The following is a 23,784-nucleotide window of genomic DNA, read 5'->3' as shown; positions in this document are numbered from 1 at the left end:
AGCGCGCGCCATGGCCTACGACTACCTCGACCGGCTCGCCACCCCCAGCGTGCAGGCGGCCCAGGCGGCCAATGGCGCCCGCAAGATCTGGGAACGGTTCGAGGGCGAGCGGACCTCCGACCGGTTCACCGAAAATGAAGCGGCCTTCATTAGCGAGCGCGACAGCTTCTACCTGGCCAGCGTGTCGGAGAGTGGCTGGCCCTATGTGCAGCATCGCGGCGGCCCGCGGGGTTTCCTGCGGGTGCTGGACGAGACCACCCTGGGCTTCGCCGACTATCGCGGGAACAGGCAGTACTTCAGCCTCGGCAATGTCGCCGCCGACGATCGGGTGGCCCTGATCCTGATGGACTATCCCAACCAGGCGCGGCTGAAGATCCTGGCCCGCATGGAGGCCCGCGACCTCGCCGCCGACCCTGAGCTGGCCGCGCGCCTGACCGACCCCGGCTACAAGGGACGCCCGGAGCGGGCGTTCGTGCTGAAGCTGGAAGCCTTCGACTGGAACTGCCCGCAACACATCACCCGGCGCTTCACCGGCCCGGAGATCGAGATGGTGCTAGGACCCATGCGCGAGCGGCTCGAGGCGCTGGAGGCCGAGAATGCGGCGCTCCGGCTCCAGGCCGCCGGCCGGCCCTAACTTTTCCGGCCGCCACGCTTGTGTGGCGCAAAGGTCACACCTACATCGAGGCCGTGGAGGTTGCGCTTGATCAAGGCGGCCCCGCTAATCCGCCTTACGAGGGGACCTCATGAATATCGACCTCTATTCCGACCGCGCCAAACAGGCGATCCAGTCAGCCCAGAGCCTGGCCATGGCCAGGGGGCACCAGCAGCTGGCGCCCGAACACCTGCTCAAGGTTCTGCTTGAGGAGAAGGACGGCCTCTCCCGCGCCCTCATCGAGAGCGCCGGCGGGCGGCCCGATGTCGTCGAACCGGCGACTGACACCCTGCTCTCCAAGCGTCCCCGCGTGGAGGGCGGCTCGGGCCAGATCTACATGGCCCCTGAGACGGCCCGAGTCTTCGCCGAGGCCGAGAGCGGCGCCAAGGCGGCCGGCGACGCTTTCGTCACCACCGAACGCCTGCTGATCGCCATCGCCAAGGAAGGCGGGGAGGCGGGCAAGGCCCTGTCGTCCGCCGGCGCCACGGCGCCTGGTCTGGAGGAAGCCGCCAAGGCCGTCCGCAAGGGCCGCACGGCCGATAGCGCCTCGGCCGAGGAAGGCTATGACGCCCTCAAGCGCTACGCCCGCGACCTGACCCAGGCGGCCCGTGACGGCAAGCTCGACCCGGTGATCGGCCGCGACGAGGAGATCCGCCGCACCATCCAGGTGCTGCAGCGCCGCACCAAGAACAACCCCGTGCTGATCGGCGAACCCGGCGTGGGCAAGACCGCCATCGTCGAGGGCCTGGCCCTGCGCATCATCAACGGCGACGTCCCGGAAGGCCTGAAGGACAAGAAGCTCTTGTCCCTCGACATGGGCGCCCTGATCGCCGGGGCGAAGTACCGCGGCGAGTTCGAGGAGCGCCTGAAGGCGGTGCTCAACGAGGTGATCGCCGCCGAGGGCTCGATCATCCTGTTCATCGACGAGATGCACACCCTGGTGGGCGCGGGCAAAAGCGACGGGGCGATGGACGCCTCCAACCTCCTCAAGCCCGCCCTGGCGCGGGGCGAACTGCACTGCGTCGGCGCCACCACCCTCGATGAATATCGCAAGCACGTGGAGAAGGACCCGGCGCTGGCTCGCCGCTTCCAGCCGGTCTTTGTCGATGAGCCCACGGTGGAGGACACCGTCTCCATCCTGCGCGGCCTGAAGGAGAAGTACGAACTGCACCACGGGGTGCGGATCTCCGACAGCGCCATCGTGGCCGCCGCCACCCTGTCGCACCGCTACATCACCGACCGCTTCCTGCCCGACAAGGCCATCGACCTGATCGACGAGGCCGGCAGCCGCGTGCGCATGGCGGTCGACAGCAAGCCCGAGGAACTCGACGAGATCGACCGCCGCGTCGTGCAGCTGAAGATCGAGCGCGAGGCCCTGACCAAGGAGACCGACGCGGCCTCCAAGCACCGCCTCGAAAAGCTCGAGGAGGAACTCTCCGAGCTTGAATCCGAGTCCGAGGAGATGACCGCCAAGTGGCGCGCCGAGAAGGAGAAGGTCGGCCAGTCCGCCCAGCTCCGCGAGGCCGTCGACCGCCTGCGCGCCGAACTGGTCGCCGCCCAGCGCCGCGGTGACCTGCAGCGCGCCTCGGAGATCGCCTATGGCGAAATCCCCGGCCTTGAACGCCGCCTGGCCGAGGAGGAGGCCAAGGAGCCCACCGACGCCGTCAGCCCCGAGGTGGTGGACGCCGAGCAGATCGCCGCCGTGGTCAGCCGCTGGACCGGGGTGCCCGTCGAGAAGATGCTCGAGGGCGAACGCGAGAAGCTGCTGGCGATGGAGGACGCCCTGCGGGGCCGCGTGGTCGGTCAGGAAGAGGCCCTGGTCGCCGTCTCCGACGCCGTGCGCCGCGCCCGCGCGGGTCTGCAGGATCCGGCCCGGCCCATCGGCTCGTTCCTGTTCCTCGGCCCGACCGGCGTGGGCAAGACCGAGCTCACCAAGGCTCTGGCCGAATTCATGTTCGACGACGAGGCCGCCATCACCCGGATGGATATGAGCGAGTACATGGAGAAGCACTCGGTCAGCCGCATGATCGGGGCGCCCCCCGGCTATGTTGGCTACGACGAGGGTGGGGCGCTCACCGAGGCGGTGCGCCGCAGGCCCTATCAGGTCGTGCTGTTCGACGAGGTGGAGAAGGCCCACCCCGACGTCTTCAATATCCTGCTGCAGGTGCTGGACGACGGCCGTTTGACCGACGGTCAGGGCCGCACGGTCGACTTCCGCAACACCATCCTGATCATGACCTCCAACCTCGGCTCGGAATTCCTGGCCGGCCAGTCGGAGGGCGAGGATGTCGAGGAGGTCCGGCCCATGGTCATGGACGTCGTGCGCCGCCACTTCCGGCCCGAGTTCCTGAACCGGATCGACGAGATCATCCTCTTCAAGCGGCTGGGCCGCTCCGAGATGGACAACATCGTCGGCATCCAGATGCAGCGGGTGGAGAAGCTGCTGGCCGCGCGGCGGATGTCCATCACCCTGGACACTGCGGCCAACCACTGGATCGCCGAGCGCGGCTACGACCCGGTCTATGGGGCCCGGCCGCTGAAGCGGGTGATCCAGAAGGAGCTGATCGACCCCATCGCCAAGAAGCTCCTGGCCGGGGACTTCCAGGACGGCTCGGTGATCGAGGTCGGCGCCACGGATGAAGGCCTGCAGATCGGCAAGGCGAAGGTGCACTAACGCAAAAAGGTCCCGCTCATCGCTGAGCGGGACCTGATTTTACTGCGGGTCTGACCAGCCTAGAGCCTGCAGCGGGTCCAGACGCGACCCGTGAAGTACATGTCCCGGGCCGGGTTGTAGCTGCGGTAGCGAATCTGGCAGGCGCGGACATGCCCGTACCAGCTGTTGGTATGACGCCAGTGTCTCGGCGGCGGAGCCGGCTGGCGGCCCCACCGGTGGTCCCAGCGGCCATAGCGGTTGTCATAGCGGTCATTGCGATTGCGAATGCCGTCGTTGTCGCGGTCCCGGTCGTTGCGATTGCGGATACCGTCGCCATCACGGTCGCGGTCGTTTCGATCGCTGATGCCGTCGCGGTCCCGGTCGTTGTACTGTCCGTAGCCATATGGCTGGGCGGAGGCCGCCCCAACGCCGGCGGCGGCGGCCACGGAGACGGCGGCCAACCCGATAGTGATCAATCTGCGCATCAAGTCTCTCCCTGAGATATCCATCCCACCGGGCTTAACGCCTTGGTAATGGGTTAGTTCGGCAAAGGCCGGCAATCTGTGCTAAAGGGGTTCATGACTGATCGCGCCCCTGCTGTTCGCGTCTGCGAACGTTCGCGCGTTTTCCCAGACCAGTAAGGAGTCGGCGCTATGCCCGAGGAACAATTCATCCAGATGTACGTCCGCGATTTCGCCACCATGGCGTCGCGGGTCGAGGCCGGCTCGGACATCGAGGCCCAGCTGAACAAGCGCATCACGGAGACCCGCTCGCACGCCGCCCTGATGGACGCCCGCAAGGCCGAGGGCCACTTGGCCGCGGTCATCGAACGCCTGCGCTCGGAAGCCCGCAAGGACGCCTCCCAGGCGGTGAAGAATACGCCCGATCCGGTCGCGGCCGCCGCGCGTCGTCAGGAATTCATGCTGCGCGTGGCCGACATGCTCGATTCCGAGATGGCCGAACCCGAGAAGCGCGGCGCCGCGCGGTTCTAGATCCAAATCTGACCTGAGCGGTGGCGGGCGGGCCTAGAGCTCGATCGCCACTGGCCGGCCCGCGCGGATCTCCACGCGGCGCATGATCGCCATATCCGGACCACTGCCGCCAACGGGCTTGGCGACCGTGATCACGAACCAGGCGCCGTTCGCCAGACCCTGGAAGTTGAAGCGATCCGACGCGTCGCAGGTGGTGCGGCGGACAAAGGCCGAGTAGTCGCCATTGGGGGCCGACGGCGTGCGCGCCCGCACCTGTTCGGCCGGCAAGGCCGAGCGGTCGGGCGAGTTGTAGAGAATGGTCATCCGCCGGCGCGTCCACAGCGTCTCCGGCGTCAGCACCACGCCGGCGCCGGCGCAGGTGTAGCGCGCCACACCGCTCCGGAAGGTCATGCGCCCATCGATCCGGCCTCGGCCAGGAACGGCTGACCAGGCGAAGTCGCCCGGACGGAAGACGCCGGCCGACGGCGGACCGCCGGACCCTGGCGGGGGAGGCGGCGGCGGACCCAGCGGAGCTGTGGTGGCGCAGGCCGAAAGCCCAACGAGGGCGGCGGAGATCAGGAGAAGACGTGCGGGGGTCATGGCCGGCGCACCATAGGCAAGGGGAGGGGGCCCCGCCAAGGGGGTTCGTGGACCCCATGACCCTAGTCGTCGCCGCGCACCTTCCCCCGCGTCGCCTTGACGCCGCCGCGCTTGACCTTGGAGTCCACGCGCCGCGCCTTGGCCGCCTTGCTGACCTTGGTCTTCTTGCGCGGCGGCGGCGGCGGTTCGGCCGCCTGGCGGATCAGGTCCAGCAGGCGGGCCAGGGCGTCGGCCCGATTCCGCTCCTGGGTGCGGTGGGTCATGGCCACCAGCACCAGCACCCCGTCCAGGGTCACCTTGCGGCCCCCAAGCTTCATCAGGCGGATGGCCACGTCGTTGGGCAGGGACGGCGAGCCGCGCACATCGAACCGCAACTCCACCGCCGTCGACACCTTGTTGACATTCCGACCTATTAAACGACCCTGGGCCAGGGGCTTCAGGGAGGCAGAGCGTTGGCTCGTGCGTATAGCTACATTCGGTTTAGCCATCCTGGTCAGGTCGAGGGCGACAGCCTCAGGCGGCAACTGGAAGCGTCCGAAAGGTACGCCGCCGAGCACGGCCTGGAACTCGTAAAATCATATCAGGACCTTGGGACCTCCGCATTCAAGGGTGCCCATCGCAAGGGATCGCTCGGTCTCTTTCTGAAAGCGGTTGAAGCGGGGGAGGTGCCGAGGGGCTCGGTATTTTTAGTCGAGAACTGCGACAGATTAAGTCGAGAAGACCCACTGGAAGCATTAGACCTATTTCGGAGTATCACGAAGTCCGGAATTACTATCGTAACAACCGACGATGGACACGCCTATTCGACCGAAAGTATGGCGAATAATCCCATGCAACTCATGATGTGGATCATGGGTGCTATTCGCGGTAATGGAGAATCCCAAAGAAAGGCTGAAGTACTTCGAAAAAGCTGGGCAGAGAAGCGTCGGAAGGCGCGAACCGAACTAAAGCCAATATCTCGCATGTGCCCGCGTTGGCTTACGCTCGCGAATGGAGCTTACGAGCCCATTCCTGATCGCGTTGAGGTCGTGAAGCGCATATTCAATGAACTCGAATCTGGTGTTGGCGTCCATAAGTTGGCCCAACGATTGAACCAGGAACGGATTCCGCCATTTGCGCACGGCGACGGATGGCAACATTCCATTCTATTGCAGATCGCGCATAACAGGGCTGTGCTGGGCGATTTTCAGCCGCACACGAAAGTCAGCGGAAAGCGGGAGCCCGATGGCCCGCCAATCCAGAACTACTTTCCCTATGTTATTAGTGAGCAGCAGTTTTATCGTGTCCAGGCCGCCCTCCTCCGACGCCGCTTCAATGCTCCGGGACGAAAGGGAAAAGGTTTCTCAAACTTGTTTACTGGATTGGCGAAGTGCGAATCCTGCGGCGGATCGATGACCTACAGAGATCGAGGGGAGCGCAGCGGCGGTGCAACTCTCGTCTGCGCAAGAGCCCTCAGAAAACAACAATGTTCCAACGATCTCCGATATAATTACAGGGAAATCGAATTATCGATCTTGTCTATTATTCCTAATGTTCGGTTGCATCCTAGCGTCGATACCTCTGGAGTGGACGATGATGTTTCCGAAAAGCGGAAAGAGAGGGATGAACTGACTGATCGAATTCGTCGGTTAGCCGATCTTATCGAGACCGGAAGTTCTACACTCGTCCAGCGTCTACTGTCTGCCGAACAAGATTTAAAGGACTTAGACCGAGAAATTTCACGTCAACAGGACGCCAACATGCGGAGGTTGTCGGAATTTTCGGCAACCGACGAACAGCTTAGGCTAGTTGATTTTCTCAATAAAGAGCCCTCGCAGTCGAGTGAGAAAACGTATGCTGCGCGAGCGAGTATTTCGGAGGTCCTCAGAATTTTGGTCGATGAACTGGAATTCGGAGCTTCAGAACAGGGAGACTACCCGATCGTTAAGATGCAGCTACTTGCGGGAGGGCTGATTTTTTACCTCGACGGCTTAAGTGGAGAACGCTTCCCGTTGAGAAGTAACTATCTCGATTGGATCGGACCCGTGGACGAAGGTGGGTTCATCGAGACGGAGGACGCGGTCGGAGGCCAATTCGGTCGCGCCGAGTTACGAAGAATCTACCAGTCGCAAGCGACGGACAACCAAGATGACATCTGGGAAAATCTGGACGATTTCAGCTAATCGACGGTAAGGCCGGTGTTTCAGCGGCCCGAGCCCTAGCCTACGCCCCGGCGGCCTTCTTACCCCGTCCAGCAGACTTCGGCTTGGCAGCCTGCCTACCGCCCTGGCCTAATCCTGATGCTCTAGCCAACGCGGAGCGAGCCGCCGCGTAATTGGGCGCGACCATAGAATAGTCCTTCGGAAGGCCCCACTTCACCCGGTACTCCTCGGGGGTCATGTTGTACTTGGTCCGCAGGTGTCGCTTAAGGGACTTAAATTTGAGGCCGTCCTCTAAGCACACGACGAAATCCGGGGTTATCGACCGACGGATCGATACGGCGGGGGCCTGAACCGGGGCGGCTTCGGCGGGGGCTCCGGTCCCGATCTCGTTGATCGTTTTGTAGATCGCCTGGATCAGGCTGGGCAGATCGGCCTGCGACACGGAGTTGTTGCTTACAAACGCCGACGCTATGGCGGCTGTCATTTCAAGCTTTGCTGATGATTCTTCGGACATTTTGGCGACTCACCGAGATTGTGTGGGCTGAGCATCCGGACTTCCGTGCCAAGGGCAAGCTTCTAGGCGGAAGACGATGCGTGCAGTCGCGAGATCGTTTCCCAGAAATCGATGATGGCGTCTTTAAAGCGGACTAGATCGTCGAAGGTAATTTCTAGGTTATGTATTGAGTGCGCAGGCTCTCCGCCGAGCGTGAAGTATGAAAACCAATCACTGTGTGGTTGATTTGAAAACAGGCGGGGATTTGTGGCGAACAATGTCCTTGAGGAGTTGCCATTCCCGTGTCGGACAACCGATGTCACGGAGAAGAGAAGCTCCAAATCGTCATGGCTCGCGAATTTTGTCAGGGGAAACCCGCGAGTTTCAACGAACAGTGCGGATAGTGTTTTCCACCCACCTTCTTCGATATCCTTCAACTTTGTCTTTGTGTTGGGGCCAAGGGCAGACGCTGAATGGAAGAGATGTCGTCGAAAATGCCTTTCCCACAGTCCACCGAGGGCGAGGGCGTACGAGCGGTGAAGCTCAAGTTGAGCATCCCGTAGCTGGCCCCACTTCTGCCAGGACCGCTCGTCGGGGCCGCGAGGCGCGTTCGCCAACTCGGCGGCGATAGCGGAGCACGATGGCTCGATCGCCATGCGGAACAGCGTTTGGGCATTTTCCGCCAACCCGACACTGTGGCCGTCATGCAGGATGGGTTGCCATGGGGGAATGCCTGCGGGTAGCGCGCGCATTGGGTGCGTTTCTCAACATCAGGTGGGGGCAGACGGGTTGTCGCATGAGATTTGGGCGCGAGCACTGGGGACATGGGACACCGCTGCTCTCCTCGCGGCGTCGCTGGCGCCCCCTAGCTCCACGGGTACCTAAGAGTACTAAAATCGTCATTGCCGACGATCACCGGCATTGGCTCGATCCACTCATCCGCGACATGCGCACAAGGCGTGTGGCGGGTCAGCTTGGCATCTCGCGGCCCGATATCGATCCGCAGGCTCTGAAAGGACCGGGACCAGCCATCCACATATTCATATAGCCCGCTGATCCATTCCTTGGGCCACGCACCGTTCCCGTCGCAACTCGGGTGCCATGGTGCCGTTGCGTGCTGGATGCTCCCAGCCAAGGACTCCTGGACCAGGATCGCCGGATCGAACGGCTCGACACAGGTCTGGCCGGGAGATTTCCACCCTTCCGCCAGCGCGTGACCGAACCCTTGGTAGGGTAGGGTGCCATGGCACACCATGAGGTTGGTCGAGATCGCCCAACGCGGCTTGTCGGGGGGCGAACCCGCAGCGAGGCCCACCCGCATCCAACCCAGCACTTCGACATCGTGCCAGATGGCCTGTGCCACCCGTCGTTGATCGATGATGTTCCGAAGTTTCGTTCTCGCAGTGTCGAACATCGGGCCGATGTCGCCGACGCGGTCTGAGGCGCCGATCATGATCCTGGCATTGGCGAATTCACCGGGACGCGCCCCAGCGAACCGCATGGTTGCCTTAGCAGTCTGATGGCGAGTGTATCTCGCGATACAGACGGGGCATCCAACTCGTCCGCAATAGTATTTGTGCTTCCACTGCGACGGCGTCCCGCACTTAAGCATCCGTGATCGAAGTGGAGAGTCGTGGCCGAGCGCATCTATGACGCTCGTGTCTCTGTGTGCGGTGCCCGTCATGAGCATATTTATATAGCGCGGTCCTCAAGAAGACTGGCAATCATACACTAGTATTTGAATGATATGATCGGTAATGCTCGACGTATTGAAAATCGATGATATCGGTATCTCACAAACACTCTCAAATCTCGAAAGTGTTCAAGGAGGTTTTTGATATGATCATTGGTTACACGAGAATTTCAACGCCTTCTCAGAACGATCAACTGCAACGAGACGCTCTTGAGGCCGCAGGTGCCGAGCGCATTTTTTCGGATGTGGGAACGGGGGTTTCATTTCAGCGACCCGGATTGGCGATGGCGTTGTCGCAACTCAGAAAATCGGACGAACTTGTCGTCTGGAAACTCGACAGGCTTTCGCGAAATCTTCGGGGCATTATCGAGGTCGTAGACGATCTCGGGCGCCGTGGGATCGGCTTCAGATCGCTTACCGAGAACCTGTCGGCAGACTCCGCGTCCTCCAAGTTGCTTTTCACCATTGTCGCGGCCCTGGCTCAGGCGGAGAGGGACGTTCTTGTGGAACGGGTGAACGCGGGCTTGGACGCCGCCCGTCGCCGGGGCGTGCGGCTGGGCCGCCCCAACGCCCTGACGCCGGACAAGGAGAAGATGGCCGCCGCCCTGCTGCGCGAGGGGTCCATGTCGGTAAGGGCGATCGCCGCCCAGGTGGGTGTCAGTCCCCCGACGATCTACAGAGCATTCCCCGGCGGGAAAGCGGCGATTCAGGTGTCAGGAAGGGATGCGTGAGAAAACCGAAGCCCAAGCTCGGCCAATTGTTGTCCAGCGGCCTCTAAGAAGCGCGCGGCTGAGACGGATGGGTCGTGCTGGTGAATGAGCTTGATGCAGATCGGCAGGCCACGAGCGTTAGGCATCTGCTCGAATATCTGACCTGACGTTACAAAGTCGATGTAGCGCGAAATCTTCGCTTCTAGGAGAGCGAAGTGAGCCGGTTCATCGCTCCAAGGCCAATGATCTGAGATCAGCAGAGTAGCCTCTCCTCTGATCTTGTCGGTGCCAAGACCGTCGATTATTTCTGCGTTTTCAATCGACATAATCAGACCTGGAGATGGTGTGGGTGGCATCGACCCACGCAGGGCCGGGGGCCGGTGCGCCAGCCGGGTTACTAGGTCGGCGGGTTCAGTCCCGGCCCCAACGCCACCGCAAGTCGCCCTCAAAGGTCCGCGAGCAGATGAACAGGAATGCTCCCGTCACCAGCAGCACGGCCAATGCGGTGATGATCATCGCCATTAGGTGATCCGAGAACTGGCGCGGTAGCAGTATGCATGTCGAGACCACGGCGACGACGTACACGATCGTTGCGAGCACGCCTTCCCAGGACGAGGGCGTGAAGCCGTAGCCATACTGCTTCGGGCGAAACCAAGCCTTGGACATCGAAACCTCCGCGTCCCCAGGCTGAATTTGCTCTGGGCGCAGGCGGGGATCAATGGCCCGGCTTCACACACCTAGATCAAATGGAGGGACCATGTCCCGACCTGAAGCCAATCGGCGGGCCCGGAAGCAATTTTTAAGCGTCGGGGGCTGACAACGTCGCCCACAACTTGAGGTATGCCATGCGCATCTGGATCGCCGCCGTGCTCGCGCTGACTCTGTCGGCATGTGACCGCCTGAGTGGCGGCCCAGACAGCCTGCGTCCAGGACGCTGGGCGTTTGACTACTCGATGCCGGGGACGGAGGGGCGGCACTACACGAAGTGCCTTGTTGGCAGGCGAAGAATTGAGCCTGCCCGCGAGCAAATTCGCGGGCTATCCGTAATAATCCCTGATGATTGCTCGGACGAGAGCCTTCAGATCGTAGACGGTAAGATCAGCGGGGCTCTGGCCCGCTGCGCGGGAACCGGCGGCATCTCCAACTATAAGCTCCGCGTCCATGGCACCTACAGCCACAACAAGTTCAGCGTAACGACTGAGATGCCGATTGTTGGAACCGTCGTCAGCCAAAGGCTCAATGGGCGACGCATCGGCAGTTGCCCGGAGAGCCAACTTCCCGGAATCTGGCAAGAAGATCGGCACCGGAAACTTTCCGCACGAGAGCGCAAAGTCCTCACCGGACCCGCGACACTACCCTGATCAACGGACTTCCCAGCATCACGGGCTCCATTGGATCAACAGAGCCCGACCGTACAGCATGTGCCACACTGACTAAGGCTTGCGGCGAATGTTCCAAATCAAGGTTGCGAGCGCGCTGATTACGAGCGCGAGACCGGTAAGTTGGGTTGAGTCAGGAAGGGTCATCGGAGTCACCACACCATTGAAAAACTGGTGGCCGGTTCCGGTAGGTTTGGTGGGCTGTGATTCCGTCCGGTACGTCAATCCTGAAATCTGTCCACCGCACAGAAACCTGTGCTTCCTGTGAGGGGCGTTCGGTGATCTCGCATCAAGTCCCAGCCATCTATCCCTTGGGCTTCGGCTGAGCATCCGGAATCTAAAGGTGATCCCGATGGCAAGCCCGCGAGGCTAGGGCATGCTGGAATTGGAGAAGGCCCCATGGCCAGAGCCAAGAAAGCCCCGCCGCCGACGCACGAAGAGTTCGTCTTCCGCGTCCGGGCGCCGTCGCTGACCTACCACTTCGGGATCGAGCACAACCGACAACGGCGGGAGTGGCGGCCTTTCGACGAGAGCGAGACCATCCGCTTCGTCACCGAGTGCATCTGGCCAGATCGGTTCAAGGGCCGGGAGGGTCAGGCTGCGCTTCGGCCAGAGCCAGCCTTCGTTGATCACAAGCTGCTCGACGAGAACGACGTGCTGCGGAAGTGGGTTGGCTACATCCACGCGACCAAGACCGTATTCGAGACCTCGATCAGCCTGCCTCCCACGGTCGGTTGGCGGTTGGCTCAGGCCATGGAGTCGGGACTGGTCCGATCGATGCTCACCAATGGCCTGATCGAACCGCGAGGCATGAACAGGGTGATCCACGTGTCATTCCACGGCCAGGACTTCGATCCCGTTGAGTATGTGGGCTGATGCAGTTTGGGTCGTCACAAAAGTTTCGCAATGCATCCTGTTGAAACAATTTGGCATTCAGAGGTGGGCCTGTGGTATTTTGAGGCTCAACTTAAACACAGAAGGCCATGGAATACACAGTAACGAGCCGAGACGATCGATATGCCGCCATCTTACCAGCTAACAGTTACTCTAATAATCCGTCATACCGTTCCCTTAGAGCAAAGTGGAATAGCCGATCTTACATTCTAAAAGGTGGTGCTTACGAGTATGGCAACGATTGGCTGGCAGCTCAGAAGGTCTGGATTCTCCGCCATAGAGATGAAAAGGCCCAAGTTCTCGCGCGCCTGAGCATAGATTCGAAACCGCTCCACGAGCAGAGGTCGCATATTCAGCAATTGAAAATGCTAAATCGACATGGATTTACTGTCTACAACCGAAATAAAGTAGATCGTGATCAACTAGACGATGAGGTTAACGAGAATTTCTGCGTGTTAGTGTGCCTTAGGTCCGCTGATATTCAACAGACTGTAGAGGACCTGAAGGTTCGTGCCTACGCTCCACTTCGCTGGGGTAGGTGGACACTCGATGAGGGCCAAGTGATGCCGTGGTGCGAACCATGAGTGGTGCGATTTCTCCGGAGGCCAAGAAGGCCGAGCAGAACTTTCTTCTTATCGTCAAAGCGGCGGGAATCGTGAGGGTTGGAAAGAGCTATCAATACCAATTCTGGGCTACGCCGTACCGAGTATACGCTTATGTAGACGACGAATTATGTGCAGCAATGGGTGGAAAAGTTCGAGCAATGAGATTGTTGCGAATTTCCACATTGATAATGGAACTATCCAAGCTGGACCCAAAGTTCATCGATCCAATCGAATCGGCATTCGAAGAGCTTGTAAGTCACTTCCCATTGTTGGATTCGTACTTTCAAGCCGCCAGCCTGCGTGGTCGTTTCCACACTTGGATCAGACAGGGCTAATATCGAGATTGGTCGTCTCCTGATGAGGCGATCAATCCATTTCCGTGTTGCCGGTTGGCCAGGGGCCGCGTCGGGAAGTTTCCCGGCAGCAGCCCCCGGTCACTGTGGGTGCGGATTACGCAGCCTTGGCCCTCGTCTTCGGCTTCGTCTTAGCAGGGGCCGCAGCCTTGTCCTTCGCCCGCTTCTTGCGCATGCGGTCAGTGCTGGTTGTCCTCGGCCCGTCGCTCTTCGGCCTACCAACAGACCTGACCTTGATCGCGTCGGCGCCAACGTCAACGTGGGCCAGCGTCACGTTGAACCCATACCCCGCACCGACAAGGTAGTTTTCGAGAGCTTGGGCCTGGAAGTGATCGTAGACCCTCAGCGTTACGGGGCGATCATCATCAGGTTCACGGAGTGACGTCCGCATGACGATCTGGATCAGGTCCTCTGTCTCACGATCGGTGAGGATGTGTTGGCGACCAACCGCTCTCCCGAAGATCGCTTTAAGCATCTTCACCTCGCATGAAGATGCCTTGGCCGAATAAATGACCGTGCAGTCGGTGATCGATCTAAAAATGTTTGTTCCGGCGACCTTGGGGGTCACTTTGTCTCCACGTGAATCGAAGGCGTCTTTGTAGAGGTTCGCGCACCAGAGGTGATCATCCTTCGCGTTACCGTCTACATATTTCTCAATGAGATTGAGAACATTACGTCCGTCCCCATTATTCTGCCAAACTGTTCGTGATGCTGCATGAGTTGAGGAGAAATACTCAATTCTGACATCGCGGGTCACATAGGGCTGGAGGGGCGGCCCAGGCAGTTGCACCAATTTGACCTCGGTGGCGAACTTACGTGCGATCACCTCGAAGCTGAGCTTCTTCGAGAAGTTATTGGCCAGGATTGAGGCCCGGTCATAGCTCGCGAGTTTCCTCGGGTCCCACATGGACCACCACGCGAATTTCGGGGTTTTGGAGTCTGAAAGGTCGTCCCATGACGTTAGCGTGCAGTAGGCCGAGCCGCTCTGGACTCTGCGATGCAGCTTCAGCAAACCCTTGCAGAGGTCGTCGGCCTGAATGTCACCGGCGGTGACGGTGTTCCGCTTCGATTTGATGGCTGAGACCCCGTTTGCTGCGGGCTCAAGCTCATAATAGCTTTCGAGGAGAACCTTTCCGGCGGGGACGTTCCACGACACGAGTTCCAAAAAGCCGGGGTCTTCATCGATGATGATTTCCCATCCGGCGAACCCGCTGTGATCTGCTGACTTCATCCCCTCGTGGGTGATGATCGCGATGACGTGCTCTTGGTTCGCGTAGTAGTCCGGGAGGGCTTCGATGCGTCTCGCGACATTCTCGCAGAACTTCCCGCCATCTTCGGAAGCGATCCGCATGATGATCGGGGTGGTGTTCGCCGCTCTTGCGAAACCCCCGAGGGCCGCAATGCGGTCTGCAATCTGATCCCGACGATCGACTGCATAAATATATCTTCCGGGGCGTGCGGCCATGTCCTGGAGCGCGTTTAGAGTCTTTCCAGAGCCGCAACGCGACTCGTCATAATGTATATTCATAATTCTCCTATGTGACGCGGTTTCTAACCGCTAAATATGTGACGCTAATCTTCTATATATAAAATAAACGTCACCGATGTATTTATCTCGTACAGCTAATATACCTGATGTAACTTGATTTGGCGAATTAAATACACGAAGTAGCGAAGCGAAAGCGCAACGAAGTAAGCGTATCGCTTCGCTACTTCGTATCGCGCAATGGGACGAAGGCCCATTGGGCTGATCTGATTGATTGGTTCGAGATCGGTGATGTCATGCTGGCCGTCCGATCGCTCGGCTTCGCTCGCTCTCGTCCAGCCGCCCCTCCGCCGCCCACCCACGGGCAAGCCCGTTCCTTGGCGACGGGTGGCAGTTCTCAGGGAACCTGAGTGGGTTTCCTCGTAAAAGGATTGGGGTTTATGTCAGGCCGCCGAAGGCGGCTGAGTAACGCCGTCACCCAGATAATCTATTGTTTTTATTGAATAAAGCTAGATATTTGGCTACAAGGGGAATGCGAGCCCTTTTGGCTTCGCCTTTGAACTCCTGAAAGAAGGAAATTGATTTACTGTAAAAAAAGAGAAGTTAAGAATGGCGAGGCGGTAAATGTCGTCGCGTCTCGACAGAAATTACAACTGTCGGAGGTCGCGGAAATAGTATCCGTGCCAGTGACCGGCCTGATAAGCATGAAGGTTGTTCACGATGACGGCGGACGGGCCGCCGCAGGATTCAAGGGGACGGCTCGCGATTGTGTGACCCGCTCGATTGCGATCGTAGCTCAGCTTCCATATGCCGATGTCTACGCGGAGCTTGCAAAGCAAACGGGATCGCAACGTCCTGACCGCATAACCGGCAAGAAGCGTCCCGCAAGTGCCCGGAATGGGATCAACACCAAACGCAAATGGTTCAAGGACTACATGGCGTCGCTTGGGTTTAAATGGACCCCAACGATGGCTATCGGTCAGGGATGCAAGGTCCACCTAGTCGCGAATGAGCTTCCGCCAGGACGCCTGATCGTTGCGGTATCCAAGCACTACACGGCGGTCATTGATGGAGTGATCTATGACAATCATGACCCATCGCGCGACGGGTCGCGGTGCGTTTATGGCTACTGGAGCTTGTAGGTCGAAATCGTCTCGGGAAAACTAGGCCATGGATTGAAGCCTTAGCTTTGCTTCCCGAAACTTCACCGACGCCCGATCGATATCCTCAAAAGCCGCTTGGCCAATGACGTCGATCGGGCGAAGGCGGGATTTACATTCGACGCGATCCACAGCGGCCCGTATCGCGCGGTCTTGGCGATCCTATAGAAGCTCGCCCTGCTAATGTTTGTGAGCTTCATCACGTCGGCGTGCTTACAACCCGCCCCGACGAGCCGGTGAACTTCGGCACTCTTGGCGCGGACTGTCGGAGCCCGGCCTTTGAACTTACCTTCAGCCTTCGCCCTGAGGCCACGGCTAGGTGCTGATCAATAGGGTGAGGGCATTGAGCGTGCGGGACAGTCGGTGGGAAGGTAGAGAGAACTTACGGGGCTAGGGGGCCGGGCGTATTGCCGATCCGTTCCTTCGCCATACTGAAAAAATCGCTGTCCTTCTCGATTCCGATGAACTGGCGACCTTCTAGAACGGCGGCGACACCTGTCGTGCCCGATCCAATGCAGCAGTCGAGGACAGTGTCGCCCTCATTCGTGTATGTCCGGACGAGGTATCGCATCAGGTCGAGTGGCTTCTGGGTGGGGTGAATCGGCTTTCTCTCGGAGGCGAAGCGCAGGATCGATGTCGGGTAGTTGGTGTGGGATTGCTGGCCCCCGCCGCCGACAACGCGTTTGCCATTGAAAAGCAGGGGGTCCGTCGTTCGGCCACTTCGGCTTGCCACAGGCTGTTCGAGTTCGACGAGACCCTGTGGGTTGTATGTCATGGGACGCTTCGATCGACCCTCGTAGACAGTCGTCGCGGGGCTGAAGACTAGAATATCTTCATGGACCTTAAGCGGCTTCTGCTTCGCATGCAGAAAGCCGGTCGCCCGGTTCTTTTCCCAGACGAGAGCGTACTTCAACCACGGCAGGTTAGATGCGGCCAGCACCGTCGTGAACGGTTGGCTCGCAGTGAGGATGACGACCCCAGTCGGCTTCAGCAGGCGGCGGAACTGTTCCCAGAGCGGTGCCAGCGGGATCGGCTGGTCCCATTCCCAAGCCGTCACGGAGTAGGGCAGGTCCGCGATAATCGCGTCGATCGACTGGTCCGGTAGGGTGTGCATGGCAATCAGGCAGTCGCCCAAAATCAGGCGGGCGCCGTGGAGAGGGTCGGTCTGGGGCACGAGGGTCGTCGCCAAGCCGAGGACACTCATCGCCAACAGCAGGCTACGCAAATTTCCACGACCGTGTTCGACCTGGATGATCGTCGGCTTGCTCACGCCGATCCGGGCGGCCAGAGCCTGCTGTGAGAAGCCAGCCGCCTTACGCGTCGCCGCGTTCCATGGCCCAAGACCGAAACCGGAGGGCTGATCGGCGAAACGGTAGTCAACAACGCCGAGGACCGCGAGCAACGACCCGACCGTGCCCGCGCCACCTTCCAGACCGCGAACCGTGGCGAGGTCGATGCCAGCGGCCCCCGCTAGACTGCGTTGGGTCAGCTTACGTGAACGGCGAGCTTCCCGAAGGCTCGCGCCGAGCCGTCCAGCGGCCTGTGAGATGGTAGATTCGTTGACTATTTGCGCTGTGTCGAAGGGCATGGCGACAGCCATTCTGGGGTAGAAACGTTTACCGTAAGATTTCCGGAAGGCGCATGCCTGCGCGCCGCCCGAATCTGATGAAATAGCTATTCGCAGACGGAGATCGTTTCCCTAGGGTGTCGTCAGGGAGCGGCCAATGAACATTTTCAATCCGGTAGACCTACTTGGTCTTATCAAGGGCGCGGACCTCGCAACGGCGGTTGTTTCAGGAGCCGTGGGGTTGCTGTCGGTGATCCTGGCCAACGCAATCGCCTATTTGGCCTACAGGCGTGCTCACCGGTTTGAGGATAAGACGGACGCCGTCTTGAGGAGGCTGCTCAAGCTGAAATGGGTGCAGCGGAAATTCAGCACCATTCAGACATTCGTGCCCCTGGAAGACTCTAAGCTTCGGGAAGCCCTGCTCCGGGCGGGCGCGATCCGCCTGACAGGGCCTGAACATCGCAACGGCGAGCAGTGGGGGTTCCTCAAGGATCACCGGAGCCGGGTGTTCAGGGATAAGCCTTCCGGCGCCAGGGCGCGGTGAGTTCGTCGATTCCGATGCAGCGCAGATCAGACTGCTAGGTCCCTCGGAAGTTTTTCAGCAACCTCGCGAAACAGTTCGACCGGGTCCTCGCCCATGGCCGTCGCCAGCGCGAAGAATTCGAGTACATCGACTCGGCGTTGTGAGTTTTCTATGATCGAGATGTAGCTTTGGTCTTTGCCAATTCTCGCTGCGAGTTGTTGTTGAGTCTGGCCAGATCGTTGTCTGGCAGCGATTAGCGTTTCCACCAAGAACTTGTGGTGTCCGCTGAAAACGGATTTCGCCATGAGATGGGCCGCCAATTGAACGCGGCCCTTGAGCTATATGGACAAAGTCCATATGCACATTTTCCATATTTCGTTGATTGATGTGGCCTGATCCCGACCGGAGGCACTGAATGCCCAACTATTTCACAGTGATCAGCAATTCCGGGCTGCATGTTCCGACCGGCACCTTCGGAAATGAATTCTTCCTGGGCGACGTAAACGCTGACGGTCACGTTGATTTCGTATGGGCACGCCAACTCCTTCCACACACGACAAATTCAGTCCCGATCCAGGTCGCACTGGGCAACGGCCTGGGCGGGTTTGTCGAAGGAACCGCCGCTGTCTTTCCCGGCGGCGCGCCCGGAACGGTCGCGCCACGGGCACACGTCTTCGCAGACCTGAACGGTGACAATCGCCCTGACCTGCTTTTCGCGGACCAAGGCACTGATGCGCCGCCGTTTCCGGGCTTCCATGAGACGCTGAGCCTTAGCCAGGGCGCCGTACAGGTGGACCAGTCACAGACGTTGCCTCAGCGGAATGACTTCACACACTCCCTGGCTAGCGGAGATATCGATCGCGACGGTGACCTCGACATCTTTGTAGGCAATATCTTCGGCAGGGAGGAGATCGGTCCCTACTTCCTGATGAATGATGGCCAAGGCCATTTCACCCAAGAGGCGCGTAGCCTCTCCGGGGCGGGGGACCTCAACAACGGCCATTACACGTCGAGTGCCTTCATCGACACTGACGGCGACGGAGACCTGGACCTGTTCCTTGGTTCGAACGGTGACCGATCCAACAATTCGGCCTCACCGACCACTTCGAAGATGTTGATCAACGACGGCACCGGTCACTTCTCCGACCAAGGGATGGTCATCCCCAGCGTCACTAGCGGCGTCCCCGATATCATCATTGATACGGCGGTGGCGGACGTGAACGGGGATGGGCGGCCCGATTTGATCCTCTCCGTCGCCCTAGACAACTACGCTGGCGGCGGAACCGTGCGGGTTCTAATCAACAACGGCTCAAGTTTTGTCGATGAAACGACCACGCGTTTGCTGGGGGGCGTCGGCTATTCTCTGACCGTGGATTCCACGGGGGTTTACCGAGTCATCGTTGGCGATGTGAACGGTGACGGGGCCTCCGACCTGATCCTCAGCAGCGGGACCGATTCAGCCACCACTCCCTCGGTCTTTCTGAATGACGGCCTTGGTCACTTCGTTGGAATGCCGGGACTTATCCCTGGGTTGATCAAGTGGGACAACATCGCGGCAGGAGACGTGAACGGCGACAGCCGCCTCGACTTCGTGAACGTCAGGACCGATCCCCAAGGTAACGAAACCATCCGGGTGTTCCTCGGGCAGGCTCCCGCTGCGTACCAGGAGGGCACGGCGGGTGCCGATGGCATGATGGGGGGCGGCGGGATCGACACGCTGATGGGCGGTCAAGGTAATGACGCCATCGTGGGCGGCCTGGGAGATGACTTCCTGAGGGGAGGTGAGGGGGACGACGTTATTTTTGGCGGCCCCGGCTTCGACGACACCCACGGAAACCAGGGCAACGACACAGTTTACGGCGGACTTGGCCCTGACTGGGTCGTGGGCGGACAGGGCAACGACTTCCTATCCGGTGATGAGGGCGGCGACGTCGTCTACGGCAACCTGGGGGCGGACACCTGCATCGGCGGAGATGGACGCGACTGGGTTCGTGGCGGCCAAGCCGATGACTCGCTGTCGGGCGGCGCCGGTGACGACTTCATGTCCGGCGATCGGGGAAACGACACGATCTATGGCGGCCAGGGCGCCGACGTCTTCAACACCTTCGGGGACGCCGGGATCGACCGCGTGATGGACTTCAACAGCGCGGACGGAGATCGGGTGCACTTCGAAGCCGCTACCACCTACGTCCTGCGATACGAGGGCGGCGACACGATCATCGACATGGGTGGTGGCAACCAGATGATCCTCGTCGGGGTGAGCCAGTCATCCTTGGGGGACTGGCTCGTCTAGCTGCGCCGCCTGCTCAGCCACCAGCGTCTCGTCGTCTTTCAGAACCAGGACACTAACCCGACGAAGATTTCGTTCGATCTTCACCAGCACAAAACCGAAAACGACGATGAGGAATAGGAAGAAGGCAGATACAGCCGCGCCGCCTGCCACAAGGGCCGCTTGAAGATTCTGAGCGTTCTTTACAGCGCGCTCGGCCTCCAACTGGGTCGCGGCCTCGGTCGCCTCTTGGAACTTAGCATAGTGCCAGTCGATGAGTTGATCCGCGTCAACGCTTCGATCCGGCGAGGAAGCCAGACTTTCCATCAATTTCACCAAGCTATCCGCATAATCGCCCTGCAACGATTGAGGCAGGGCGAGTTGTTTCTCTGAAAGATATTCCTCAATCGGACCGACTGGTGGCGCGGAGCCATCCGGCGACTTCAAATGGGCCACTAGGGAAGCGGCAGCTTTCTTGATCCTGCTGTCGATCTTTCCTTCTTGGTCAGCGGATGCGTCGGGTGCTTCCGAAACTGCGGGGGCTGTTTGACCGGCCTGCGCAGCTTGAAAATCCTTCAGCGAGTCGGCGGAGACCAATGCGCGTGCGTCAGCCTCTTTCGCATCTGGGATCAACTTCGGTATCGCATTCACTGTCGCCAAAATTGCAGCGGCCAGGAAAGCAGTAGCCAATACCAATATAACAACCCGGAGTACGTTCAAATAGACGACCTCTAGGCGGTCAAAAGCTCCCAATCGGGTTCCGCTATTCATTTGAATATTCTTCCGTTCTAGTCGGCTCAGCGATCAAGGCGACTGCTTTGGCTTCCAGTTGCTTGATGTAGTCCGCTTGCGCAGCCTCTCGCCCATCGCTCGGGCCGAGCAGCATCTGCGCCGCTATGTCTTGGAGCCCCTGGCCTTGCTCAGGCATGACCGTCACGGACCAAACGCCAGCATCGGACGATGCAATGCGGGCGAGGTCGAATTCCGGGACCTCCTCCTTCCCCATGACCGCTTGGCCAGCCGGGGATTTCGTCACTCGGATATGCGCGAACACGCTGCATGTGAGATTGGAAAGGCCGCCCGCCAGCTTGCAGGTTCCTGTCGGCACGGAGGTGGTGGCGGCTACAAACCAGGGAGGCTGGGACACCGAAAACTCGTGTCCGGCCTTGGTGAGCGAGAATACTGGCTGGCCGTAAGCCACACCAACCAACTCAATTAGACCATGGGACCAGAGCCAGCGATCTACAGGGACGCGATCACCGCCAAGACCGATGACCAACTGGTCCGGCGTCGTTCGACCAACTGCGGCGAGTGACGCCGTAAGATCGCGAATCTGGGTCCACGCAGCATTGAATTCGGCCTGGGCGTCGTCGGTCACGGCTTTCGATGCAGCGGCTGGGATGGAGGTTGCCGAAACCTTGGCGTCCGAACGGGCTGGATTTTCCGCCTTACGGCAGGCCGTCAACGCGAGCATCACCGTGATCGCGGTGGCCAAAAACAGTCTCTTGCGCAAATTTCGCCCCCCGACGACAGAGCTACCAGATCGCGAATAGCTTGACCGGTCAACCGAAAGGCGATCGCGGAGTTTCCGTCTAATTATCTTGGTCGGGGAGAGTCAGACGTCGCTGGGGGACTGGCTGGCTTAGTGACGAAACCCGCCCCGCCACGGTGGCGTCACGCCTAGTGCGGCCTGCCGCCGTAAAAATAGGGGTCCTTGGTGAAGTGGGTCGCGGCGTCTCGAAGGGCGGCCAGGACGGCTTGCAGGGCGACATAGTCGGCACCGAATGGCGTGCAGACCAACTGCATCCGTCGGAGCCGGGTATGGGCATCCCGTAGCTCACGAAACTCTCTCTCCGGGTCCGAGACCCCGACATAGTTACGTTTGACCATCACTCACCTCGTTCCCGTTACGTTCCACATTTTGCGGAAAGTGAGTCAAGCGGGGGTGGTGTTCCGTCCACATGATCCTGACGGCTAGACGCCCAGCCCAGGTCGAGCCACGCTGACCACCATGTGCAACGAATACCAACTGCGGGTAGGGCGCGATCCGCTGGCCTGGGAGTTCTCCCAGGTGAAGGTTCCGGTGACCTGGGCTGACCCCACGCCGAACCGCGATCTCGACCAGCCGTTCAAGCCCACCAACCGGGCGACCATCATCCGGCCCATTGATCCCGCCGATCCGATCGCGGGCGTCGAGTTCCTCGACATCCGCTGGTGGCTGATCCCGTTCTTCCACAAGGGCGCGATCAAGGATTGGCGGAGCATGTGCACGAACGCGAAGATCGAGACGGTCGATACGGCGCCAACGTTCAGGGACGCATACAGAAAGCGGCGGTGTTTGGTGCCGCTGACCAGCTTCATCGAATATTCCGAGCCGCCGGGGTGGAAGAAGAGGGGGCCCAAGACCCGAAACGAGGTCACGTGGGCCGAGGGCGATGTCCGGTATTTCGCGGGTATTTGGGAGCGATCCAATCCGACCGATATGCCCGACGGTTTGCAAAGCTTTGCCTTCATCACCGGTCCGGCGGGGCCGGATGTTGCGCCGATCCACGATCGCCAGCCGCCGGTGTTGACCCTTGGGCAGGGTCTGGAGTGGTTGCGGTTGGATGGGCCGGGCAAGGCTCCGCTAGAGGCCCAGGTGCCGCAGGGGACCTTTAAGGTGGCGGAGCGGCCTCGGTCGTAGACTGTTTGGCGTCGTGAGCAGGCTGATGCGGCCACTGGTGATAAATATCACCATGAGCAATTCCTTCCGAAACAACCTTCGAGCCCTCGTCTCCAGCTATCAGAAACCCTGCCACACCTTCCTCGCGACGGAGTCCATCACCCTCGGCGCAGACCTGGGCCAGGAGCGCGACCAGTGGATGTGGGGCGCAGCGCACGGCCTGATCCATGAGATGGGGTTGGCGGACACCGCCCGCGTCAAACGGCCTTTGAACACCGATGCGATCGTCATCGAGTTCGAGGATCAAGATGAGGCCATGCTGTACTGGCTCACCATGCCGGTGGAATGGCACTGATTCCGGTCTGTCAGGCGGGTCACTTCACGAGCGAACATTTCCCGACTTCGACGTAGAGGCTGTCCTTCTCGTCATTCCGGGGGCGAGCCCCGACTTGGCCGTGGATATGGGTGTGGTGAAACCATCCATCTACGGCGCCTGCGAAGGTCTCTTCGGACGAGTGACACTGGACAATCCGTGGTGCCTGCTCAGGAACGTTGCCGTAGCTCTCCAGGCATTCCATCGACATGAACTTCAGATACTCAGAACCGATCTTACGAAGGTTTCCGCAGACCTCCCGGAATTTCACCGACGTGTAGTCAGTAACAGTCCCGACTGCGGACTTGCATTGGTTCTCGCCGCCGATCTGCACGATGTAGGAGTCGGGCTTGAAGTTCGTCCGGGACCAGTTTCCTGCTTGCCAATTGTACCCGGTCGATTGCTCCACCTGGCAAACAAGCGTGTAGCTGCTGGGCAACAAGGGCGGAAGCAATGCCGCTGCGGCGGCTAGGGCGGCAAAAAGTGTGCTCATCGAGGTGTCCTGAATTTCTTCCCGAAGGACGATAGGCCAAACCCCGCCAAGCCCAACATGCGAGGCTATTCTCAATGAACAGACGGGCCAAGTCGGCGGGCGAATTC

At 60.1% G+C, this 23,784-nt stretch carries 28 protein-coding genes; 13 read left to right on the top strand and 15 right to left on the bottom strand.

The window, feature by feature from the left end; genetic code table 11:
* Positions 1-10: 10 nt before the first annotated feature.
* Together OCL97_RS02085 and clpB are read left to right on the top strand one after the other, a co-directional pair.
* A complete protein-coding gene (locus OCL97_RS02085; RefSeq protein WP_377367156.1) occupies positions 11-634 on the top strand; it encodes a pyridoxamine 5'-phosphate oxidase family protein in 624 nt (207 codons plus the stop codon).
* Positions 635-743: 109 nt separating this feature from the next.
* Complete coding sequence (gene clpB, locus OCL97_RS02080; RefSeq protein ID WP_305762400.1) at positions 744-3,326, top strand: ATP-dependent chaperone ClpB; 2,583 nt, start codon at positions 744-746, stop codon at positions 3,324-3,326.
* A 59-nt stretch (positions 3,327-3,385) separates the two neighbouring features.
* Here clpB and OCL97_RS02075 read toward each other — a convergent pair whose 3' ends face one another.
* Complete coding sequence (locus OCL97_RS02075; RefSeq protein ID WP_377367154.1) at positions 3,386-3,790, bottom strand: hypothetical protein; 405 nt, start codon at positions 3,788-3,790, stop codon at positions 3,386-3,388.
* Between the two features lie 168 nt (positions 3,791-3,958).
* Here OCL97_RS02075 and OCL97_RS02070 point away from each other — a divergent pair, with 168 nt between their 5' ends.
* Positions 3,959-4,297, top strand: coding sequence for a hypothetical protein (locus tag OCL97_RS02070; RefSeq protein WP_304774578.1), 339 nt, complete (start codon positions 3,959-3,961; stop codon positions 4,295-4,297).
* Positions 4,298-4,330: 33 nt separating this feature from the next.
* On the opposite strand, the gene OCL97_RS02065 is transcribed toward OCL97_RS02070, so the two are convergent.
* Together OCL97_RS02065 and arfB are read right to left on the bottom strand one after the other, a co-directional pair.
* On the bottom strand, positions 4,331-4,876 hold the full coding sequence (locus tag OCL97_RS02065; RefSeq protein ID WP_377367152.1) for a hypothetical protein: 546 nt from the start codon (positions 4,874-4,876) through the stop codon (positions 4,331-4,333).
* A gap of 62 nt (positions 4,877-4,938) precedes the next feature.
* Entirely contained in the window at positions 4,939-5,289 is a 351-nt protein-coding gene (gene arfB, locus OCL97_RS02060; protein WP_377367256.1) for an alternative ribosome rescue aminoacyl-tRNA hydrolase ArfB, read from the bottom strand.
* A 39-nt stretch (positions 5,290-5,328) separates the two neighbouring features.
* Between arfB and OCL97_RS02055 the strand changes: the two genes are divergently transcribed.
* On the top strand, positions 5,329-7,038 hold the full coding sequence (locus tag OCL97_RS02055; protein ID WP_377367150.1) for a recombinase family protein: 1,710 nt from the start codon (positions 5,329-5,331) through the stop codon (positions 7,036-7,038).
* 40 nt (positions 7,039-7,078) lie between these two features.
* On the opposite strand, the gene OCL97_RS02050 is transcribed toward OCL97_RS02055, so the two are convergent.
* The 3 genes from OCL97_RS02050 to OCL97_RS02040 all read right to left on the bottom strand — a co-directional run bounded on the left by OCL97_RS02050 (position 7,079) and on the right by OCL97_RS02040 (position 9,011).
* Positions 7,079-7,531 carry a MucR family transcriptional regulator gene (locus OCL97_RS02050; RefSeq protein WP_377367148.1) on the bottom strand — a complete coding sequence of 151 codons (453 nt, stop codon included), beginning with the start codon at positions 7,529-7,531 and terminating at the stop codon, positions 7,079-7,081.
* Between the two features lie 62 nt (positions 7,532-7,593).
* Positions 7,594-8,262 carry a hypothetical protein gene (locus OCL97_RS02045; RefSeq protein ID WP_377367146.1) on the bottom strand — a complete coding sequence of 223 codons (669 nt, stop codon included), beginning with the start codon at positions 8,260-8,262 and terminating at the stop codon, positions 7,594-7,596.
* A gap of 113 nt (positions 8,263-8,375) precedes the next feature.
* Positions 8,376-9,011, bottom strand: coding sequence for a hypothetical protein (locus OCL97_RS02040; protein WP_377367144.1), 636 nt, complete (start codon positions 9,009-9,011; stop codon positions 8,376-8,378).
* Positions 9,012-9,349: 338 nt separating this feature from the next.
* Here OCL97_RS02040 and OCL97_RS02035 point away from each other — a divergent pair, with 338 nt between their 5' ends.
* Positions 9,350-9,934 (top strand): recombinase family protein, encoded by a 585-nt coding sequence (locus tag OCL97_RS02035; RefSeq protein ID WP_377367142.1) that lies wholly within the window; start codon positions 9,350-9,352, stop codon positions 9,932-9,934.
* Here OCL97_RS02035 and OCL97_RS02030 read toward each other — a convergent pair.
* Both OCL97_RS02030 and OCL97_RS02025 read right to left on the bottom strand, forming a co-directional pair.
* Complete coding sequence (locus OCL97_RS02030; protein ID WP_377367140.1) at positions 9,910-10,239, bottom strand: DUF6572 domain-containing protein; 330 nt, start codon at positions 10,237-10,239, stop codon at positions 9,910-9,912. The genes OCL97_RS02035 and OCL97_RS02030 overlap by 25 nt on opposite strands.
* An 85-nt stretch (positions 10,240-10,324) precedes the next feature.
* Positions 10,325-10,579: a hypothetical protein gene (locus tag OCL97_RS02025; RefSeq protein WP_377367138.1), complete on the bottom strand. Its 255-nt coding sequence runs from the start codon at positions 10,577-10,579 to the stop codon at positions 10,325-10,327.
* Positions 10,580-10,758: 179 nt separating this feature from the next.
* Here OCL97_RS02025 and OCL97_RS02020 point away from each other — a divergent pair, with 179 nt between their 5' ends.
* From OCL97_RS02020 to OCL97_RS02010, 3 genes are all read left to right on the top strand, one after another.
* Complete coding sequence (locus tag OCL97_RS02020; protein WP_377367136.1) at positions 10,759-11,274, top strand: DUF3617 domain-containing protein; 516 nt, start codon at positions 10,759-10,761, stop codon at positions 11,272-11,274.
* A gap of 417 nt (positions 11,275-11,691) precedes the next feature.
* Complete coding sequence (locus OCL97_RS02015; protein WP_377367134.1) at positions 11,692-12,168, top strand: hypothetical protein; 477 nt, start codon at positions 11,692-11,694, stop codon at positions 12,166-12,168.
* A gap of 598 nt (positions 12,169-12,766) precedes the next feature.
* The gene (locus tag OCL97_RS02010) at positions 12,767-13,126 is read left to right on the top strand and encodes a hypothetical protein (protein WP_377367132.1); all 360 of its coding nucleotides are present in this window, start codon (positions 12,767-12,769) and stop codon (positions 13,124-13,126) included.
* A 115-nt stretch (positions 13,127-13,241) separates the two neighbouring features.
* Here OCL97_RS02010 and OCL97_RS02005 read toward each other — a convergent pair whose 3' ends face one another.
* Positions 13,242-14,672 carry a hypothetical protein gene (locus OCL97_RS02005; RefSeq protein WP_377367131.1) on the bottom strand — a complete coding sequence of 477 codons (1,431 nt, stop codon included), beginning with the start codon at positions 14,670-14,672 and terminating at the stop codon, positions 13,242-13,244.
* A gap of 536 nt (positions 14,673-15,208) precedes the next feature.
* On the opposite strand from OCL97_RS02005, the gene OCL97_RS02000 reads away from it, so the two are divergent.
* Complete coding sequence (locus OCL97_RS02000) at positions 15,209-15,772, top strand: hypothetical protein (RefSeq protein WP_377367129.1); 564 nt, start codon at positions 15,209-15,211, stop codon at positions 15,770-15,772.
* A gap of 400 nt (positions 15,773-16,172) precedes the next feature.
* Here OCL97_RS02000 and OCL97_RS01995 read toward each other — a convergent pair whose 3' ends face one another.
* Positions 16,173-17,378, bottom strand: a complete 1,206-nt coding sequence (locus tag OCL97_RS01995; protein ID WP_377367127.1) for a DNA methyltransferase — start codon at positions 17,376-17,378, stop codon at positions 16,173-16,175.
* A gap of 136 nt (positions 17,379-17,514) precedes the next feature.
* Between OCL97_RS01995 and OCL97_RS01990 the strand changes: the two genes are divergently transcribed.
* Positions 17,515-17,901 (top strand): hypothetical protein, encoded by a 387-nt coding sequence (locus tag OCL97_RS01990; RefSeq protein ID WP_377367125.1) that lies wholly within the window; start codon positions 17,515-17,517, stop codon positions 17,899-17,901.
* A gap of 26 nt (positions 17,902-17,927) precedes the next feature.
* Here the strand turns inward: OCL97_RS01990 and OCL97_RS01985 are convergent, their stop codons facing one another.
* Positions 17,928-18,185: a helix-turn-helix domain-containing protein gene (locus tag OCL97_RS01985; RefSeq protein ID WP_377367123.1), complete on the bottom strand. Its 258-nt coding sequence runs from the start codon at positions 18,183-18,185 to the stop codon at positions 17,928-17,930.
* Between the two features lie 110 nt (positions 18,186-18,295).
* Here OCL97_RS01985 and OCL97_RS01980 point away from each other — a divergent pair, with 110 nt between their 5' ends.
* Complete coding sequence (locus OCL97_RS01980) at positions 18,296-20,173, top strand: FG-GAP-like repeat-containing protein (protein WP_377367121.1); 1,878 nt, start codon at positions 18,296-18,298, stop codon at positions 20,171-20,173.
* On the opposite strand, the gene OCL97_RS01975 is transcribed toward OCL97_RS01980, so the two are convergent.
* The 3 genes from OCL97_RS01975 to OCL97_RS01965 form a co-directional block, all read right to left on the bottom strand.
* Positions 20,147-20,920, bottom strand: a complete 774-nt coding sequence (locus OCL97_RS01975; RefSeq protein WP_377367119.1) for a hypothetical protein — start codon at positions 20,918-20,920, stop codon at positions 20,147-20,149. The two genes, OCL97_RS01980 and OCL97_RS01975, sit on opposite strands and share 27 nt — an antisense overlap.
* Complete coding sequence (locus OCL97_RS01970) at positions 20,913-21,662, bottom strand: hypothetical protein (protein WP_377367117.1); 750 nt, start codon at positions 21,660-21,662, stop codon at positions 20,913-20,915. The genes OCL97_RS01975 and OCL97_RS01970 overlap by 8 nt, the downstream gene beginning before the upstream one ends.
* Before the next feature lie 167 nt (positions 21,663-21,829).
* A complete protein-coding gene (locus OCL97_RS01965; RefSeq protein WP_377367115.1) occupies positions 21,830-21,955 on the bottom strand; it encodes a hypothetical protein in 126 nt (41 codons plus the stop codon).
* Between the two features lie 205 nt (positions 21,956-22,160).
* Here OCL97_RS01965 and OCL97_RS01960 point away from each other — a divergent pair, with 205 nt between their 5' ends.
* Together OCL97_RS01960 and OCL97_RS01955 are read left to right on the top strand one after the other, a co-directional pair.
* A complete protein-coding gene (locus OCL97_RS01960) occupies positions 22,161-22,832 on the top strand; it encodes an SOS response-associated peptidase family protein (RefSeq protein WP_377367113.1) in 672 nt (223 codons plus the stop codon).
* A 52-nt stretch (positions 22,833-22,884) separates the two neighbouring features.
* Positions 22,885-23,166, top strand: a complete 282-nt coding sequence (locus tag OCL97_RS01955; protein WP_377367111.1) for a hypothetical protein — start codon at positions 22,885-22,887, stop codon at positions 23,164-23,166.
* Positions 23,167-23,185: 19 nt separating this feature from the next.
* On the opposite strand, the gene OCL97_RS01950 is transcribed toward OCL97_RS01955, so the two are convergent.
* On the bottom strand, positions 23,186-23,677 hold the full coding sequence (locus OCL97_RS01950) for a hypothetical protein (RefSeq protein WP_377367109.1): 492 nt from the start codon (positions 23,675-23,677) through the stop codon (positions 23,186-23,188).
* Between the last annotated feature and the right edge of the window lie 107 nt (positions 23,678-23,784).

The sequence above is a fragment of the Phenylobacterium ferrooxidans genome (assembly GCF_042714595.1).
Classification (GTDB): Bacteria; Pseudomonadota; Alphaproteobacteria; order Caulobacterales; family Caulobacteraceae; genus Phenylobacterium; species Phenylobacterium ferrooxidans.
This window is presented reverse-complemented; position numbering and strand designations above follow the sequence as displayed.